A 14,986-nucleotide genomic window follows, 5' to 3' on the forward strand; every position below is an offset into this window, starting at 1 on the left:
TTGGTGATCGTGGGAGCGCCCCACTTCTTCTCCAGCACGACGTTGCGGCCCTTGGGGCCCAAGGTCACCTTGACGGCGTCGGCGAGCTGGTTCATTCCACGCTCGAGACCGCGCCGGGCGTCCTCGTCAAACGCGATCATCTTGGCTGCCATAAGGCTAGACCTCCCAGATGCAGGGTGGCTTGTCCAGAACCGAGGCGATGCCCGCGACGGCATGGGGCTGCATCTCCGTGCGGCAGACCCCATCGTCTCGATCCGGTTGTTGGCACTCTGCTGCACAGAGTGCCAACGACTGTTTAGCACTCTACCCTGCCGAGTGCAAGCGAGGAGCCCCCGGCCCGGCGTCCCCGCCCAGGTCAGTCAGTCTGTACGGCGAGCCGCCCCATGGGGACGAATCCCCCCATTACGGCGAACCGCTGGACGCGGCCCACCGGGCGGCTCGCCATAGAGATCTCGACGAAACGGAGGTTGGCAGGCTCGCACGGACTGCGCTGCCGTGCGTTCCGGCCGGTGCATACCAGTGAGGTGAATCAGACCGCCCGGACAGCTTCTGCCTGCGGTCCCTTCTGGCCCTGCGTGATCTCGAACTCGACACGCTGTCCTTGTTCGAGAGAGCGGTACCCGTCCATCATGATCGCTGAGTAATGGACGAATACATCCTTACCACCGTCTACCGCGATGAAGCCGTAGCCCTTGTCCGCGTTGAACCATTTGACGGTGCCCTGCGCCACTTCCGACTCCTCTTACTGGGCTCACAGACCTCGCCCATTCCTCCGCGAGACCCGTAATCGTCTGACTTAACGGGAAATCCGCCAGCCGATCGCCCTCGACCATACCTGTGGCACGGGGTTTGGCAACAGAGTCAATCCGCAAACTACGTATTTCTCCGTACGATGGGGTGGTCCAAGGTTGAATTGCCCGGGAAATGGAGAAGGCGCCCACTTGGGGCGCCTTCTCAAGTGTCGGGTCTGTCGCGCTCAGCCGCCGGCGACCGCCGGGATGATGGAGATCTGTGTGCCTTCTGGTGCCGGAGTGTCGAGACCCTCGGCGAAACGGACGTCCTCTTCCCCAACATAAACGTTGACGAAACGACGAATCTTGCCCGATTCATCCAGAATTCTCGCGCCGATCCCCGGGTAGTCGGAGTCAAGCTTGGCGAGAACGTCACGAAGAGTCGCACCCTCGCCACTCACTTCCGCGCGATCACCGGTGTAGGTGCGCAGGATGGTGGGAATCCGCACAGAAACGCTCATGGTTTAAGTCGCCTTTCCTGATTGTCAGACAGTCGCGCGGAACGCGTCGAGGGAGGGCCGGATCACGGCGGTGGGCTTGGCGTCGCCGGCGATGACGTCGAGCGTCTTGAGGCCGTCGCCGGTGTTCAGCACGACGGTCTCGGCCTCGGGGTCGAGTTGTCCCGCTTCGACGAGCTTCTTGAGCACACCCACGGTCACGCCGCCGGCGGTCTCGGCGAAGATGCCCTCGGTCGAGGCCAGCAGCTTGATGGCGGCCACGATCTCGGGGTCCGTGACGTCCTCGACGCCCCCTCCGGTGCGCCGGGCGATGTCGAGCACGTACGGGCCGTCGGCCGGGTTGCCGATGGCCAGCGACTTGGCGATGGTGTCGGGCTTGACGGGCTGGACGACGTCGTGCCCGGCCTTGTAGGCCGTGGAGACCGGCGAGCACCCGGCCGCCTGCGCTCCGAAGATCTTGTAAGGCGTGTCCTCGACGAGGCCCAGCGCCACGAGCTCCTTGAAGCCCTTGTCGATCTTCGTGAGCTGCGACCCGGAGGCGATCGGGATGATGATCTGCTCCGGCAGCCGCCAGCCGAGTTGCTCGGCGATCTCGTACGCGAGTGTCTTGGAGCCCTCGGCGTAGTAAGGCCGCAGGTTGATGTTGGTGAACCCCCACTTGTCACCCAGGGGGTCGCCGATCAACTCGGAGCAGAACCGGTTGACGGCGTCGTAGTTGCCCTCGATGCCGATGATCCGGCCCCCGAACACGCGGGCCATGGCGATCTTGGCCTGTTCGAGGTCGGCCGGGATGAACACGCACGCGTCGAGCCCCGCCCGCGCCGCCGCGGCCGTGACCGCGCCCGCGAGGTTGCCCGTGGAGGAGCAGGAGAGCGTGTGGAAGCCGAAGTTGCGCGCCGCCTCGACGGCCATGGCCACCACCCGGTCCTTGAAGGAGTGGGTGGGGTTGCCCGAGTCGTCCTTGACGTACAGGGACTTGATGCCGAGAGCGGCGCCGAGATTTCCGGCCTTGACCAATTTGGTCCAGCCGGGGTTCATATTGGGCTTACTGGTGACGTCCGCGGGAACCGGAAGCAGCGCGCGATAGCGCCAGATGTTGGCGGGACCCGACTCGATGTCCGCGCGGGTGACCTCGCCGAAGGAGTAGGCCGCCTCCAGCGGCCCGAAACATTCCTGACAGGCGAAGCTGGGACCCAGGGGGTAACGGGTGCCGCACTCGCGGCAGGAGAGAGCGACAGCAGGACCAAAGTCGAGCGACATGAAGCGAGGCCTTCCCTCATCTTCGCCCGCGGCCACCTTGACCGCGAACCGGAATTGGCACCTTGTCCCGGTCGGCCTCGCCAGGTCGCGAGTCGAAAGCCGGGAGGGTTGCCGGGGCTTCGCAGGGCCGGTCCCTCCGCCCCTCTGGATGAGCAATATTCAGTTGTGAAAAGGACTCTACCCGCACAAGTGGCCGAAACGGCCACCCGTCTCAGGATGTGAGAAGTGCAGTCTCAGCGATAGTCCTCACCCAGCACACCCTGCACATATTTGCGCGCTTGGTGGATGCGGGACTTGGCGGTGCCGAGCGGGATGCCGAGCTGCTCGGCCACCTCGCTGTAGTCGAGCTGGACGATGTCGCGCAGCACGAGCGCCTGCGCCAGGTCGGGCTTGTCGGCCTCCAGCGCCTCCATGGCGTCGAGGAGGTCGAGCCGCGAGCCGGCGATCACGCTGACCCGCCGCACGTCGGGTTTCTGCATGGGCAGCTCGTCGGAGGTCTGCTCGGCGGACCTGCGCTTGAGCGACCGGTAGGTCGTCCGCGCGCAGTTGGCCGTCACGATGTGCAGCCAGGTGCTGAACCTCGCCCGCCCCTCGAAGCGCCCGATGTTGCGCGCCACGGCCAGCAGCGTGTCCTGCGAGGCTTCCTCCGCGTCCTGGGTGTAGGGCAGGATTCGGGCGCAGTGCCGCATCACATCGGGCTCGATCCGCGCCAGGAGCTCGCCAAGTGCGCGATGATCTCCGGCGGCGGCGGAGCGGGCGAGTTCCTCGGTTAGCTCGTCAAGCGCCATAGCTGGGATCCTATGGGCGAAAGGAGCCCCGATGAACAGCGTATTGGTGGCCTCCAACAGAGGGCCTGTCTCCTTCACCGTCTCCGACGACGGCGAACTCACCATGAAGCGCGGCGGTGGCGGCCTGGTCTCGGGGTTGTCGGCGGTGGCCAAGGGCGACGGCGTCCTGTGGGTCTGCGCCGCGCTGTCCGACGGCGACCGCAGCGCCGTACGCCAGGCTCCGGGCGGCCGGATCGACCAGGCGGGCTACGACACGGGCCCGCTGCGGATGCTCGACATCCCGCCCGCCACCTTCCACCGCGCCTACAACGCCGTGGCCAACTCGACCCTGTGGTTCGTCAACCACCTGCTCTACGACATCCCCAACGCGCCCAACTTCGGCACCAGGTTCGAGCGGGAGTGGGAGTCCTACCGCGACTACAACGGCGCGTTCGCGCTGGCGCTGGCCGAGGAGGCCGGGCACGGCGCCCGCGTGATGGTGCAGGACTACCACCTGACGCTGACGCCGGCGATGCTCCGCGCCGAGCGGCCCGATCTCCGCATCGCCCATTTCAGCCACACCCCGTGGGCGCCGCCCGAATACTTCTCCCTGCTGCCCGACGACGTGGCCGGAGAGGTCCTGGAAGGCATCCTGGGAGCCGATCACGCCGGGTTCCTGGCCGACAGGTGGGCCCAGGCGTTCATGGACTGCTGCGAGGCTCTCCTGGGCGCGGAGGTCGACCGCGCCGGGCGCAGCGTCACCCACGAGGGCCGGACGACCCGCATCGGCGTGCACAGCCTGGGCGTGGACGGCGACGCGTTGTGGGAGCGGGCGGGCGAGCCCGACGTCGAGTCGCACATGACGGCGATCAAGGAGCAGGTGGGCGACCGCCGGCTGATCGTCCGCATCGACCGCACCGAGCTGTCGAAGAACATCGTGCGCGGCCTGGTGGCCTACGGCGAGTTCCTCGCCGCCCATCCCGAGTGGCACGGGCGGGTGGTGCACCTGGCCTTCGCCTACCCGAGCCGGCACGACCTGCCCGAATACCGGGAGTACACCGCGTCGGTGCAGCGCTGCGCCCAGCAGATCGAGGACGAGTACGCCACCGAGGACTGGGATCCGCTGATCCTCAACGTCAACGACGACTATCCGCGCTCGCTGGCCGCGTACCGGCTGGCCGACGTGCTGCTCGTCAATCCCATCCGCGACGGCATGAACCTGGTCGCCAAGGAGGGCCCGATCCTGTCGCCGAGGTGCGCGCTGGTGTTGTCGCGAGAGGCGGGGGCGGCGGCCGAGCTGGGCCCCCACGCGCTCGTCGTCAACCCCTACGACATCAGCGGCACGGCCGCCGCCCTGCACCAGGCGCTGATCATGCCGGAGGACGAGCGCAGGTCGCGCCGCGACAAACTGCGCGCGGCGGCCACCGCGCTGCCACCGCAGAAGTGGCTGGCAGCCCAGCTCGACGCCCTGACCTGACCGCGACCGAGCCCGGCCCGGCGCCCTGACCGCGACCGAGCCCGGCCCGGCGCCCTGACGGCCGTCAGGACCAGTCGGCGTGCTTGAGCGCGTCGGCCAGGCCCGGCGTGTTCCACTGGTCGACCACCACGAGCTTGGTCTTCGGCAGATACCACTCACGCTGCGTGAAACGCGCCCGCACCTTGCCGCTGGAGTAGCTGACGCAGGTGGCCCGCCAGGCGTTGTAGGCCGCCTTGTGCCCCGGGCCGAGCTGGCGCAGGCCCCTGGCGACCTTCGGGCCGATGATCTCGCCCCACTTCCGGTTGACCGGACACGGCTGCACGTCGCTCGCCGTGTAGAAGGGCCGCTTGCCGGTGTAGGGCCCGAAGCCCTCGGCGCCGCGCTTGATGTAACCGGGCCCGAAAACGTAGAAGGCGTCGCATTCGGGCGTGCCCCAGCCTCCAGGCTTGGCGCACTTGCCGGTGACCACCTGGACCGCGTCCGTGCCGCCGCCGTAGACCTTCCACTGGATGGGGATGTAGAGCGTCAGCCCGCCCCTGAGCTTGAGCTGCTGAGCGGGAGCGGCGTGGACGGAGGCGGCGGAGGGAGAGGCGGAGGCGGCGGGCAGGGGGGCGGCGAGGAGGGTGGCCGCGGCCAGGGCCGCGACGGCGAGAGATCGCTTGGACATGTGCCAGAACGTAGGGGCCGTGACTTGCAGATCAGTCACGAACGGCTGAACGCCGCCACGAGCTCCGCCAGCAGCGCCACCACGCCGTCCGGCCCGTCCACCACGATGTCGGCCTGCTCGGCCAGCTCGGTCACCTCGGCGGAGCCGCTGAACACGGTCACGCCCGGCAGCCCCGACCCGCGTACGGCGTCGAAGGCGGGCAGGTCGCCGAGGTCGTCACCGGCGAAGAGCACGGAGCTCGCGGCCCGCTCGGCCAGGAACAGGCTCAGCGCGTGGCCCTTGTCGATGCCGGGCGAGCGCAGCTCCAGCACCAGGCGGCCGGGCTCGATCACCAGGCCGTGCTTGGCGGCCAGCTTGGCCAGCGGCTCGCGCAGCGTGGCGAGCGCGCCCTCCGGATCGGCGGCCCGCCTGGTGTGCACCGCCACGGCCCGGCCCTTGTCCTCGATCAGCACGCCGTCCAGGCCCAGCGGGCCGAGCACGAGCGGCAGCTCCGCCTTGGCCCGCGGCACGCCAGGTGGCGGGGGCGGCGCGGAGATCCGGCCGTTCTCCCAGCGCTCGAAGCCGTAGTGGCCGAGGATGACCAGCCCGGGCACGTCGGCCAGGCCGGGCCCGAGCTCCAGCGCGGTGGCCGGTGGCCGGCCGGTCACGATGGCCACCGCGCGGACGTGCGCGCCCAGCTCGGCGAGCACCGCGGGCGCCTTCGGGTGGATCACGGCCTTGGCGGGGTCGGGCACGATCGGCGACAGTGTGCCGTCGAAGTCGAGTCCGATCACGGCGCCTGCCGGATCACTCAGAATCGATTCCATTCCAGGGATGTTCCTCACGCGGCTGCCGTACCCAGCCGGTCAGGGGCGCATGCCAAGCCTTCTGGCCGCACGGTCACGCTGGCGGGTGGAGCGTAACCTGCGCAGTCGTTTGACCAGCATGGGGTCGTGCTCCAGTGCTTCAGGTCTGTCGATCAATTCGCCGAGCAACTGGTAATAGCGGGTGGCGGAGAACCCGAAGGCCTCCTTGATGGCATGCTCCTTCGCGCCCGCGTAACGCCACCACTGGCGTTCGAAGGCGAGGAGCTCCAGATCGCGCTCCGACAGCGGTGGGCGGGACGATTCGGGGGCGGCATCGTCACCGCTGAGCGGTGCTCCCATGATGTCCTCCTCGGAAGGGGCGGGCGACGATCACGTCGCGCGCACGCGGCCCGTGGCCATCGTAATGTGCCGAGTGCGGCTGTTCACGGCGGATTGAGAGACGTACAGTCCCGAAATGTGACCTCAGTAATCACCCTCCTCACCGACTACGGGCTTGAAGATGGTTATGTGGCGGCCTGTCATGGAGTGATTGCCGGGATCGCCCCCGAGGCCAGGGTGATCGACGTGTGCCACCTGATCCCGCCGGGCGACGTACGGCGTGGCGCGGCGGTTCTCGCACAGACCATCCCGTATCTCCCTCCCGGCATCCACATCGGCGCGGTCGATCCGGGCGCGGGCGGCGCCAGGCGAGCGGTGGCCGTCGAGGCGGGCGGCCGGGTGTTCATCGGCCCGGACAACGGGCTGCTGTCGTGGGCGGTGCACGCCAGCGGCGGCGCGCGGGCGGCGTACGAGATCAGGAACGCGCGGCACTTCCTGCGGCCCGTCTCGCCGACCTTTCACGGGCGGGACGTGTTCTCGCCGGTCGCGGGGCGGTTGTGCGGCGGGTTGCCGGCGGCGGACCTGGGGCCCGAGCTGCCGCTCGACCGGCTGGTGTCGCTGCCGAATCCGACCTCGCTGCTGCGCGACGGCTCGGTGGAGGGCGAGGTCGTCTCGATCGACCGCTACGGCAACACCCAGCTCTCGATCGCGGCCGGCGACCTGGACGCGCTCGGTGTCCAGGTGGGCGACACGCTGGGGGTGTGGATGGGGCGGCGGCAGCTCGCGATGCCGTACCGGGAGACGTTCACGGCGGTCCCGCCCGGGGAGCTGGTGGCGTTCGCGGACTCGGCGGGGCTGATCGCGCTCGCGGTCAACTCCGGTGACGCGGCCCAGCGGCTGGGGCTCCCACCCGGCGCTCATGTCCGACTTTCCCCCACTCGATAGGACTAAAGCCACAGATAGGAATTACTCCGCGTATCGGTCTGTTTACCGAAAGCGTCGGATTGCTACGGTGATCGCGTGTCAGAATGCACGGGCAAATCGGACGTCCCTCCCCTTCCTTCGAGGTTGACGTGTTCCAGCTGTCCGTGGTGCTCATCTCCATCTTGTCCATGACCTGGCCGGCGCCGGAGCCACCCGTGTCAGAGCGCTGGCACGCGTGGCCCGTGGCGCAGGTCTTCCCCAGCGCGGTGGCGGGCGTGAGCCCGTCGGGGGCGCGGGTGACGTACGTGCTGGCCGGGATCGCCCCCGAGGCGTCCTGCCCGGCGGCGTTCCAGGCCGCCGCGGTCCGGCCCGGCTGCCGCACCGCGTTACGCGCCACGTACGCCGACAGCACCCACACCTACGTCGCCACCGTGGGCATCGCCGTGCTCGACGGCCCCGCCGCCGGCCCCTTCGCCACCGGCCGGCCGGCGACCGTGCGGCCCGTGGCCTTCCCCGGCGGGCCCGCGGAACGGTTCGGCGAGCGGCAGTACGTGACCGGGGCGCTGATCGGCTCCGGCGAGCGGTACCTGGTCGCCACGGCAGCCGGCTACGCCGACGGGCGGCCGTACCGGCCGGGTGACCACGCCGTGCCGAGGCTGCGCGACACCGCGCGCCGGCTCGCGACCGCGCTGCACCGGGCGCTGACCCGATGACCAGGCTCGTCGTCCCCTTCCTGCTGGCCGCGTGCGTGCTCGGGCTCGCCTCCCCGAGCGCCTCCGACGACGTGGGCGAGGTCGCGCGGGCCGGGCAGTGGCAGCTCGGCGTGCTGCGCCTGCCCGAGGCGTGGCGGGCGAGCAGGGGCGCGGGCGTCGTGGTGGCCGTGCTCGACACCGGCGTGAACGGCCACCACCCCGACCTGACGGGCGCCGTGCTCCAGGGCCCCGACCTGACCGGGGTCGCCAAAGGCGTGTGGGGACATCACGGGACCGCCATGGCCAGCCTGATCGCCGGGCGCGGGCACGGCGACGGGCGCGGCGTCGTCGGCGTGGCGCCCGCCGCCAAGGTGCTGTCCGTGCGGGTCACGCTGGAGAACGGCGACCCGCTGCGCGAGAAGCGGCGCTCCGCCGAGAGCGACGCCCTGGCCAGGGGCATCCGCTACGCGGCCGACCACGGCGCCGGCGTGATCAGCATGTCGCTGGGCGGCGGCAGCGGGACCTGGGAGGGCTCGGCGTCGGAGGAGGAGGCCGTCCAGTACGCGATCGGCAAGGGCGCCGTGCTGGTGGCCTCGTCCGGCAACGACGGAGGCGCGGCCAACAGGAAGAACTTCCCCGCCGCCTACCCCGGCGTGATCGCCGTGGGCGCCGTGGACCGCGCGCTCAAGGTCGCGCCCTTCTCCAACAGGCAGGACTACCTGTCCGTGGTCGCCCCCGGGGCGGAGATCGTGACCGCCGACGGCGGCGACTCGTACGTGGTGGGCGACGGCACCAGCTCGGCCGCCGCCATGGTGGCGGGCGTGGCGGCCCTGATCAAGTCGGCGCATCCCGACATGTCGCCCTACCACGTGCGCATGGCCATCGAGCTGGGCACCAGGCGGCAACCCCCGGACGGCTACAGCAGCGCCTACGGGCACGGCGTGGCCAACGCGCTGCTCGCCCTGCGCCAGGCGGCGCGGATGGACGTCGCCGCGACCGGCCTCCCCCGGCCGGGGCCGTATTTCGGCGGCGGCCCGGCCGGCTCGGCGCCCGCCTCCAGGTTGCCCGTGGTGGCGGGGATGGTGCTGCTGGCCGCGGCGATGGCGGCGCGCGTGCTGCTGCGGCGGCGGCGCGGGCGCGACAGGGATTCAACCTAGCAAGCGCTTGTGTGATACTCCTGCGTATGACTATGGCGATCGAGGGCTGGTTCGCCGTCGGCGCGGACGGGGTCGCGCTGCTGGGCGCCCGATGCGGGTCCTGCGGCACCGTGTGCTTCCCGCCCCGGCGCGGGTTCTGCCCCAATCCGCGCTGCGAAGGCGAGACGGCGGAGGTGGTCAGGCTGCCCAGGCGGGGGCGCGTCTGGTCCTACACCAACGCGTGCTACCCGCCGCCCGCGCCGTACGTGGCGGCCGAGCCGTACGTGCCGGTGACGCTGGCCGCGGTCGAGCTCGACGACGTCGGGATCGTGGTGCTCGGTCAGGTCAGCGGCCTGACGGTGAACGAGCTGGAGGTCGGCATGGAGCTGGAGCTCACCTCGGGGCCGCTGGCGGACGGGCCGCTGGTGTGGATGTGGGGGCGGCCCTCATGAGCGTGGTGGTGCTGGGCACGGGCATGCACCCGTGGGGCAAGCAGGGCAGGCCCTTCCTGGAGTACGGCGTCGCGGCGGCCCGCGCGGCCCTGCGGGACGCCGGGGTGGCCTGGACGGACGTGCAGTTCGTGGTGGGGGCCGACACGATCAGGAACGGCTACCCGGGGTTCGTCGCCGGCGCCTCCTACGCCCAGGCGCTGGGGTGGTCGGGGGCCAGGGTGGCCTCCTGCTACGCGGCGTGCGCGTCGGGGGCCCAGGCCGTGGACATCGCGCGTACCCGGATCCTGGCGGGCTTGTGCGACGTGGCCCTGGTCGTGGGGGCGGACTCGACCCCCAAGGGCTTCTTCACCCCGGTGGGCGGTGATCGGCCGGACGACCCCGACTGGTTGCGTTTCCGCCTCCTCGGCGCGACAAATCCTGGATATTTCGGCTTATACGCGCGCCGTCGCATGGCCCGCTACGGCTCCACCTCCGCCGACTTCGCCGCCGTCAAGGTCAAGAACGCGCTGGCCGGCTCACTCAACCCCATGGCCCGCTACCGCAAGCCGGTCACCGCCGAGGAGGTGCTGGCCTCCCCCATGGTGGCCGACCCGCTGCGGCTCATGGACATCTGCGCCACCTCGGACGGGGGCGCGGCGGTGGTGCTGGCCTCGGAGTCCTACGCCCGGCGCCAGGCCGGCGCCACCGGCCTGGTGCGCCTGGCCGCCGTCTCCACCGTCACCCCGACCTTCCCCAGCACGATCCTGGAGCTGCCGAACTTCGCCACGGACTCCCCCGCCGCCGTCCCGCCGCCGGAGCGGCCGTTCAGGGCGGCGATCGCGCACGCGGCCTACGAGGAGGCCGGGCTCGGGCCCGAGGACGTCTCGCTGGCGGAGGTGTACGACCTTTCGACGGCCCTGGAGCTGGACTGGATGGAGGACGTCGGCCTGTGCGCCCCCGGTGAGGCGGACAAGCTGCTGCGCGAGGGCGCCACCGCGCTCGGGGGCCGGCTGCCGGTCAATCCATCGGGCGGCCTGGCCTCGTTCGGGGAGGCCATCCCGGCCCAGGCCATCGCGCAACTCTGCGAGCTGGCCACCCAGTTGCGGGGCCGCGCGGGGGCGCGCCAGGTATCGGGCGCCCGGACGGGCCTCGCCGTCAACCAGGGCCTCTTCGGTCACGGCTCCGCCCTCATCGCCACGACATGACGCGCTTTCCCGGACGCGCTCCTGACACCGGCGCGGGACGCGCTCCTGACATGACGCGGGCCCTCCCAGGAGATGCTCCTGGAAGGGCCCGCGGCCAACCGACGATCAGCCGACGTGCACCACGTCGTGCGTCTCGGCGAAGTGACAGGCACTCTCGTGCCCGGTCCCCGGCCTGATCTGCAGCAGCGGCTCCTCCTCCGCACAGATCTCCTGCGCCTTCCAGCACCGGGTCCTGAACCGGCAGCCGGACGGCGGGTTGGCGGGCGAGGGCGGGTCGCCCTGCAGGATGATCCGCTCACGCTGCTCGCGCCCCTCGGGGTCGGGCACGGGCACCGCCGACAGCAGCGCCTGCGTGTACGGATGAGCCGGCTTGTCGTAGATCTCGGTGTCCTTGCCGAGCTCCACGAACTTGCCCAGGTACATCACCCCGACGCGGTCGGAGATGTGCCGCACCACCGACAGGTCGTGGGCGATGAAGATGTAGGCCAGGCCGAACTCCTTCTGCAGCTTCTCCAGCAGGTTGATCACCTGCGCCTGGATCGACACGTCCAGCGCCGACACGGGCTCGTCGCAGACGATGACCTCGGGCTGGAGCGCCAGTCCCCTGGCGATGCCGATGCGCTGCCGCTGACCGCCGGAGAACTGGTGCGGGTAGCGGTTGATGTGGTCGGGGTTGAGACCCACGACCTCCAGCAGCTCCTGCACCTTCACCCGCCGGCTGCCCTTCGGCGCCACCTCGGTGTGGATCTCGTACGGCTCCCCGATGATGTCGCCGACGGTCATCCGGGGGTTCAGCGAGGTGTACGGGTCCTGCATGACCATCTGGATGTTGCGGCGCATGCGCTTGAGCTCGCCGCCCTTGGCCTTGCCGATGTCCCGGCCGTTGACCAGCACCGAGCCCGACGTGGGCCGCTCCAGCGCCATCAGCACCTTGGCGAGCGTGGACTTGCCACAACCCGACTCGCCCACGATGCCCAGCGTCTCGCCCCTGTGCAGGTCGAACGAGACGCCGTCGACGGCCTTGATCGCGCCGATCTGCCGTTTGAAGAGGATGCCCTGCGTCAGCGGGAAGTGCTTGACCAAGTCACGCACCTCAAGGATGCGTTCGTTACCGCTCGCCATCGAGGACCTCCCTCCAGTAGTGGCAGGCACTGTTCCGCCCGCCGCCGATCTCGTGCAGCGGCGGAACGGTGGTCACGCAGTCGTCCTGCTTGTACGGGCAGCGCGGATGGAACGAGCATCCGGACGGCAGGTCGAGCAGGTTGGGCGGCAGCCCCTTGATCGCGTACAGGTCCTGCCCCTTGAGGTCGACCCGGGGGATCGACTCCAGCAGACCCTTGGTGTACGGATGCGCGGGCGACCTGTAGATGTCGTGCACGGGGGCGTTCTCGACGATGCGCCCCGCGTACATGACGGAGATCTTGTCGGCCACGTCGGCGACGACGCCCAGGTCGTGCGTGATCAGGATGAGACCCATCTGGCTCTCACGCTGCAGCTCGGCCAGCAGCTCCATGATCTGCGCCTGGACGGTCACGTCGAGCGCCGTGGTCGGCTCGTCGGCGATCAGCACCTCGGGGTCCAGCGCGATCGACATGGCGATCATGATGCGCTGCCGCATGCCTCCGGAGAACTGGTGCGGGTAGTCGTGGACGCGCTGCCTGGCGGCCGGGATGCGCACCCGGTCCATCAGCTCGATGGCCTTCTTCAGCGCGTCGCCCTTGGACAGGCCACGGTGCACCCGGAACATCTCGCTGATCTGCCAGCCCACGGTGAACACCGGGTTGAGCGCGGAGAGCGCGTCCTGGAAGACCATCGCGATCCGCTGGCCGCGCACCTGCGTACGGGCCTCTTCGGACAGCTTGAGCAGGTCGGTGCCCTTGAAGCGGATCTCCCCCTTGGGGATCACCGCCGGCGGCATGTCCAGGATGCCCATGATCGCCTGCGCGGTCACGGACTTGCCGGAACCCGACTCGCCCAGCACCGCCAGCGTCTCGCCGGGGTTGACCGTGTAGCTCACGCCGTTCACGGCTCGCACGATGCCCGCACGGGTGCGGAACTCCACGTGCAAGTTGTCGACCGCCAGCAGCGGCTCGTCGCCCAGCCCTCCCTCGGCGGGCAACACATCCGTCGACGTCTTCTTCACTTCATCCCCCCTTTACCTGAGCTTCGGGTCGAGCGCGTCGCGGACGGCGTCGCCCAGCATGATGAACGCGAGCACGGTGATGCTCAGGAACACGGCCGGGAAGATCAGCGGCAGCGGCGCGTCGAGGAACCGGCGCTGCGCGTCCGCGATCATCAGGCCCCAGGAGATCTCCGGCGGCTGCACGCCCACACCCAGGTACGAGAGTGCCGCCTCGGCCGCGATGAACCCGCCGAGGTTGATCGTCGCGATGACGATCACGGGGGCCAGCGCGTTCGGCAGCAGGTGCCGGAACATGATCCGCCCGGAGCCGGCCCCGAGCGCCCTGGCGGCGACCACGAAGTCCTGGTTCTTGGCGGTGATGACCGCCGCTCTCATGATCCGGAACGTCATCGGCCAGCCCAGGATCGTCAGTGCGGCGACGACCAGCCAGATGCCGAACCCGCTGTCGCGAAAGGTCGAGCCGATCAGCAGCGCGCCCAGGATGCTGGGGATGGCGAAGAAGATCTCCGTGATCCGGGAGGCCACGGTGTCGGTGCGGCCGCCGAAGAACCCGGCGATGAGACCGGTCAGGCCACCGATGATCGCCGCGGCGATCGTGGTGCTGATGCCGATCTTCAGTGAGTTCGCCGCACCGTAGATGGTCCTGGCGTACATGTCGCAGCCCAGGTTGTCCCGGCCGAACGGATGACCGCCGCTGGGACCCTGCCTGGCCGTGGCCAGATCGCACGTCCTGGCGTCGAACGGGTCGATCGAGCTGAACAGCGAGGGCCAGACGGCCATCAGGACCAGCACGGCGATGATGCCGCAGGAGATCAGGAAGATGGGCTTGCGCCGCAGGTCGTACCAGGCGTCCGACCAGAGGCTGGCGGGCTTGGCCGACTTCGTCTTCCGCGGTGAAGGGGGAACGGGGCTTTCCTCGGGGGCGATGACGGGCCCGCCCGGCAGAATGTCACTCATAGCGGATCCTCGGGTCGAGCACTGCGTACATCACATCGACGGCCAGGTTGGCCAAGATGTAGATCAGCACCAGAATGGTCACGATACCGACGACGACGGGCTGTTCCCGCAGGTACACCGAGTTGAAGAGCTGCAGGCCGATGCCCGGCAGGTTGAAGATCCTCTCGGTGATGACCGCGCCGCCCATGAGGTTGCCGAGGTCGGCTCCCAAGAACGTGACGAGCGGGATCAGCGCGTTGCGGAGCGCGTGCCTGCCGACGACCCGTTGGCGGGACAGCCCCTTGGCGGTGGCCGTCCTGATGAAGTCGGCCCGAAGTGTCTCGGCCAGGCTGGTCCTGGTGAGACGGGTGAGATAGGCGATCGACGTACCGGCGAGCACGAAGCCTGGCAGCAGGTAGCTGCGGAAGCCGTTGGTGATGCCCGCGATCGGGAAGACGTCGAGCCCGGTCCACTGCTTGAGCTTCACGCCGAGGATGAACTGCAGCACGAATCCGGACACCAGGGTCGGCACCGAGATCAGCAGCAGCGACGAGGCGAGGATCATGGTGTCGATGGCCTGGCCGCGGCGGAGCGCCGCCCAGAGACCGAGACCGACGCCGATGACCGCCTCGATGACCAGCGCGGTCAGCGCCAGGTTCAGGGTGACCTGGAACTTGCCCGCCATGATCTGCGACACGGGCACGTCGGAGAACGTGACACCGAAGTCCGCGCGGAAGAGCACCCCGCTGATGTAGTGCCAATATTGCAGCAGCAGCGGGTCGTTGAGGTGATACTGCTCGCGCAGGATCGCGACGATGTTGGGGTCTGCGCGCTTCTCGCCGGCCAGCGCCGCGATGGGATCACCAGGAAGCGCGAAGACGATGGCGAATATCAGCAGGGTGGCGCCCAACAGGACAGGTATCGCCTGAAGTAGACGCCTGATGATGTAACGGCCCATTTAAGCCTCCCGTACAT

Annotated in this window: 17 protein-coding genes and 1 riboswitch; of the genes, 6 read left to right on the top strand and 11 right to left on the bottom strand. The window is 69.6% G+C overall.

All coding sequences use genetic code 11. The features are described from left to right. Positions 1–529 precede the first annotated feature (529 nt). The 4 genes from ACWD0F_RS49235 to ACWD0F_RS49250 form a co-directional block, all read right to left on the bottom strand. A complete protein-coding gene (locus ACWD0F_RS49235; protein WP_173525743.1) occupies positions 530–730 on the bottom strand; it encodes a cold-shock protein in 201 nt (66 codons plus the stop codon). Positions 731–976: 246 nt separating this feature from the next. Next, entirely contained in the window at positions 977–1,252 is a 276-nt protein-coding gene (locus ACWD0F_RS49240; protein ID WP_449889682.1) for a MoaD/ThiS family protein, read from the bottom strand. A gap of 24 nt (positions 1,253–1,276) precedes the next feature. Then, a complete protein-coding gene (gene thrC / locus ACWD0F_RS49245; RefSeq protein WP_449889684.1) occupies positions 1,277–2,509 on the bottom strand; it encodes a threonine synthase in 1,233 nt (410 codons plus the stop codon). A gap of 13 nt (positions 2,510–2,522) precedes the next feature. Continuing rightward, positions 2,523–2,664: riboswitch (SAM riboswitch) on the bottom strand. A 78-nt stretch (positions 2,665–2,742) separates the two neighbouring features. After that, entirely contained in the window at positions 2,743–3,297 is a 555-nt protein-coding gene (locus tag ACWD0F_RS49250) for an RNA polymerase sigma factor (RefSeq protein ID WP_449889686.1), read from the bottom strand. Positions 3,298–3,328: 31 nt separating this feature from the next. Here ACWD0F_RS49250 and ACWD0F_RS49255 point away from each other — a divergent pair, with 31 nt between their 5' ends. Then, entirely contained in the window at positions 3,329–4,753 is a 1,425-nt protein-coding gene (locus ACWD0F_RS49255) for an alpha,alpha-trehalose-phosphate synthase (UDP-forming) (RefSeq protein WP_449889688.1), read from the top strand. 64 nt (positions 4,754–4,817) lie between these two features. Here the strand turns inward: ACWD0F_RS49255 and ACWD0F_RS49260 are convergent, their stop codons facing one another. Genes ACWD0F_RS49260 through ACWD0F_RS49270 form a run of 3 tightly spaced genes read right to left on the bottom strand, consistent with a single transcriptional unit; the run spans position 4,818 to position 6,565 of the window. Further along, positions 4,818–5,420: a hypothetical protein gene (locus ACWD0F_RS49260; protein ID WP_449889690.1), complete on the bottom strand. Its 603-nt coding sequence runs from the start codon at positions 5,418–5,420 to the stop codon at positions 4,818–4,820. 35 nt (positions 5,421–5,455) lie between these two features. Next, a complete protein-coding gene (gene otsB, locus ACWD0F_RS49265) occupies positions 5,456–6,226 on the bottom strand; it encodes a trehalose-phosphatase (RefSeq protein ID WP_449889691.1) in 771 nt (256 codons plus the stop codon). 39 nt (positions 6,227–6,265) lie between these two features. Further along, positions 6,266–6,565, bottom strand: a complete 300-nt coding sequence (locus ACWD0F_RS49270) for a DUF3263 domain-containing protein (protein WP_449889692.1) — start codon at positions 6,563–6,565, stop codon at positions 6,266–6,268. 117 nt (positions 6,566–6,682) lie between these two features. On the opposite strand from ACWD0F_RS49270, the gene ACWD0F_RS49275 reads away from it, so the two are divergent. The 5 genes from ACWD0F_RS49275 to ACWD0F_RS49295 all read left to right on the top strand — a co-directional run bounded on the left by ACWD0F_RS49275 (position 6,683) and on the right by ACWD0F_RS49295 (position 10,932). Further along, positions 6,683–7,489, top strand: a complete 807-nt coding sequence (locus ACWD0F_RS49275) for an SAM hydrolase/SAM-dependent halogenase family protein (RefSeq protein ID WP_449889694.1) — start codon at positions 6,683–6,685, stop codon at positions 7,487–7,489. Between the two features lie 128 nt (positions 7,490–7,617). Next, the gene (locus ACWD0F_RS49280; protein ID WP_449889695.1) at positions 7,618–8,181 is read left to right on the top strand and encodes a hypothetical protein; all 564 of its coding nucleotides are present in this window, start codon (positions 7,618–7,620) and stop codon (positions 8,179–8,181) included. Then, complete coding sequence (locus tag ACWD0F_RS49285) at positions 8,178–9,317, top strand: S8 family serine peptidase (protein WP_449889697.1); 1,140 nt, start codon at positions 8,178–8,180, stop codon at positions 9,315–9,317. Before ACWD0F_RS49280 ends, ACWD0F_RS49285 begins: the two co-directional genes overlap by 4 nt. 26 nt (positions 9,318–9,343) lie before the next feature. Continuing rightward, complete coding sequence (locus ACWD0F_RS49290; protein ID WP_449889698.1) at positions 9,344–9,748, top strand: Zn-ribbon domain-containing OB-fold protein; 405 nt, start codon at positions 9,344–9,346, stop codon at positions 9,746–9,748. Next, positions 9,745–10,932, top strand: a complete 1,188-nt coding sequence (locus tag ACWD0F_RS49295) for a lipid-transfer protein (RefSeq protein WP_449889700.1) — start codon at positions 9,745–9,747, stop codon at positions 10,930–10,932. Before ACWD0F_RS49290 ends, ACWD0F_RS49295 begins: the two co-directional genes overlap by 4 nt. A 105-nt stretch (positions 10,933–11,037) precedes the next feature. Here the strand turns inward: ACWD0F_RS49295 and ACWD0F_RS49300 are convergent, their stop codons facing one another. From ACWD0F_RS49300 to ACWD0F_RS49315, 4 genes are read right to left on the bottom strand one after another with little or no spacing between them, the layout of a single operon-like run. Next, positions 11,038–12,054, bottom strand: a complete 1,017-nt coding sequence (locus ACWD0F_RS49300) for an ABC transporter ATP-binding protein (protein WP_449889701.1) — start codon at positions 12,052–12,054, stop codon at positions 11,038–11,040. Continuing rightward, positions 12,041–13,075, bottom strand: coding sequence for an ABC transporter ATP-binding protein (locus ACWD0F_RS49305; RefSeq protein WP_449889703.1), 1,035 nt, complete (start codon positions 13,073–13,075; stop codon positions 12,041–12,043). Before ACWD0F_RS49305 ends, ACWD0F_RS49300 begins: the two co-directional genes overlap by 14 nt. 12 nt (positions 13,076–13,087) lie before the next feature. Further along, the gene (locus tag ACWD0F_RS49310) at positions 13,088–14,032 is read right to left on the bottom strand and encodes an ABC transporter permease (RefSeq protein WP_449889705.1); all 945 of its coding nucleotides are present in this window, start codon (positions 14,030–14,032) and stop codon (positions 13,088–13,090) included. Next, positions 14,025–14,969 carry an ABC transporter permease gene (locus tag ACWD0F_RS49315; RefSeq protein WP_449889706.1) on the bottom strand — a complete coding sequence of 315 codons (945 nt, stop codon included), beginning with the start codon at positions 14,967–14,969 and terminating at the stop codon, positions 14,025–14,027. Before ACWD0F_RS49315 ends, ACWD0F_RS49310 begins: the two co-directional genes overlap by 8 nt. Positions 14,970–14,986 lie beyond the last annotated feature (17 nt).

The organism is Nonomuraea sp. NPDC002799 (assembly GCF_053592075.1).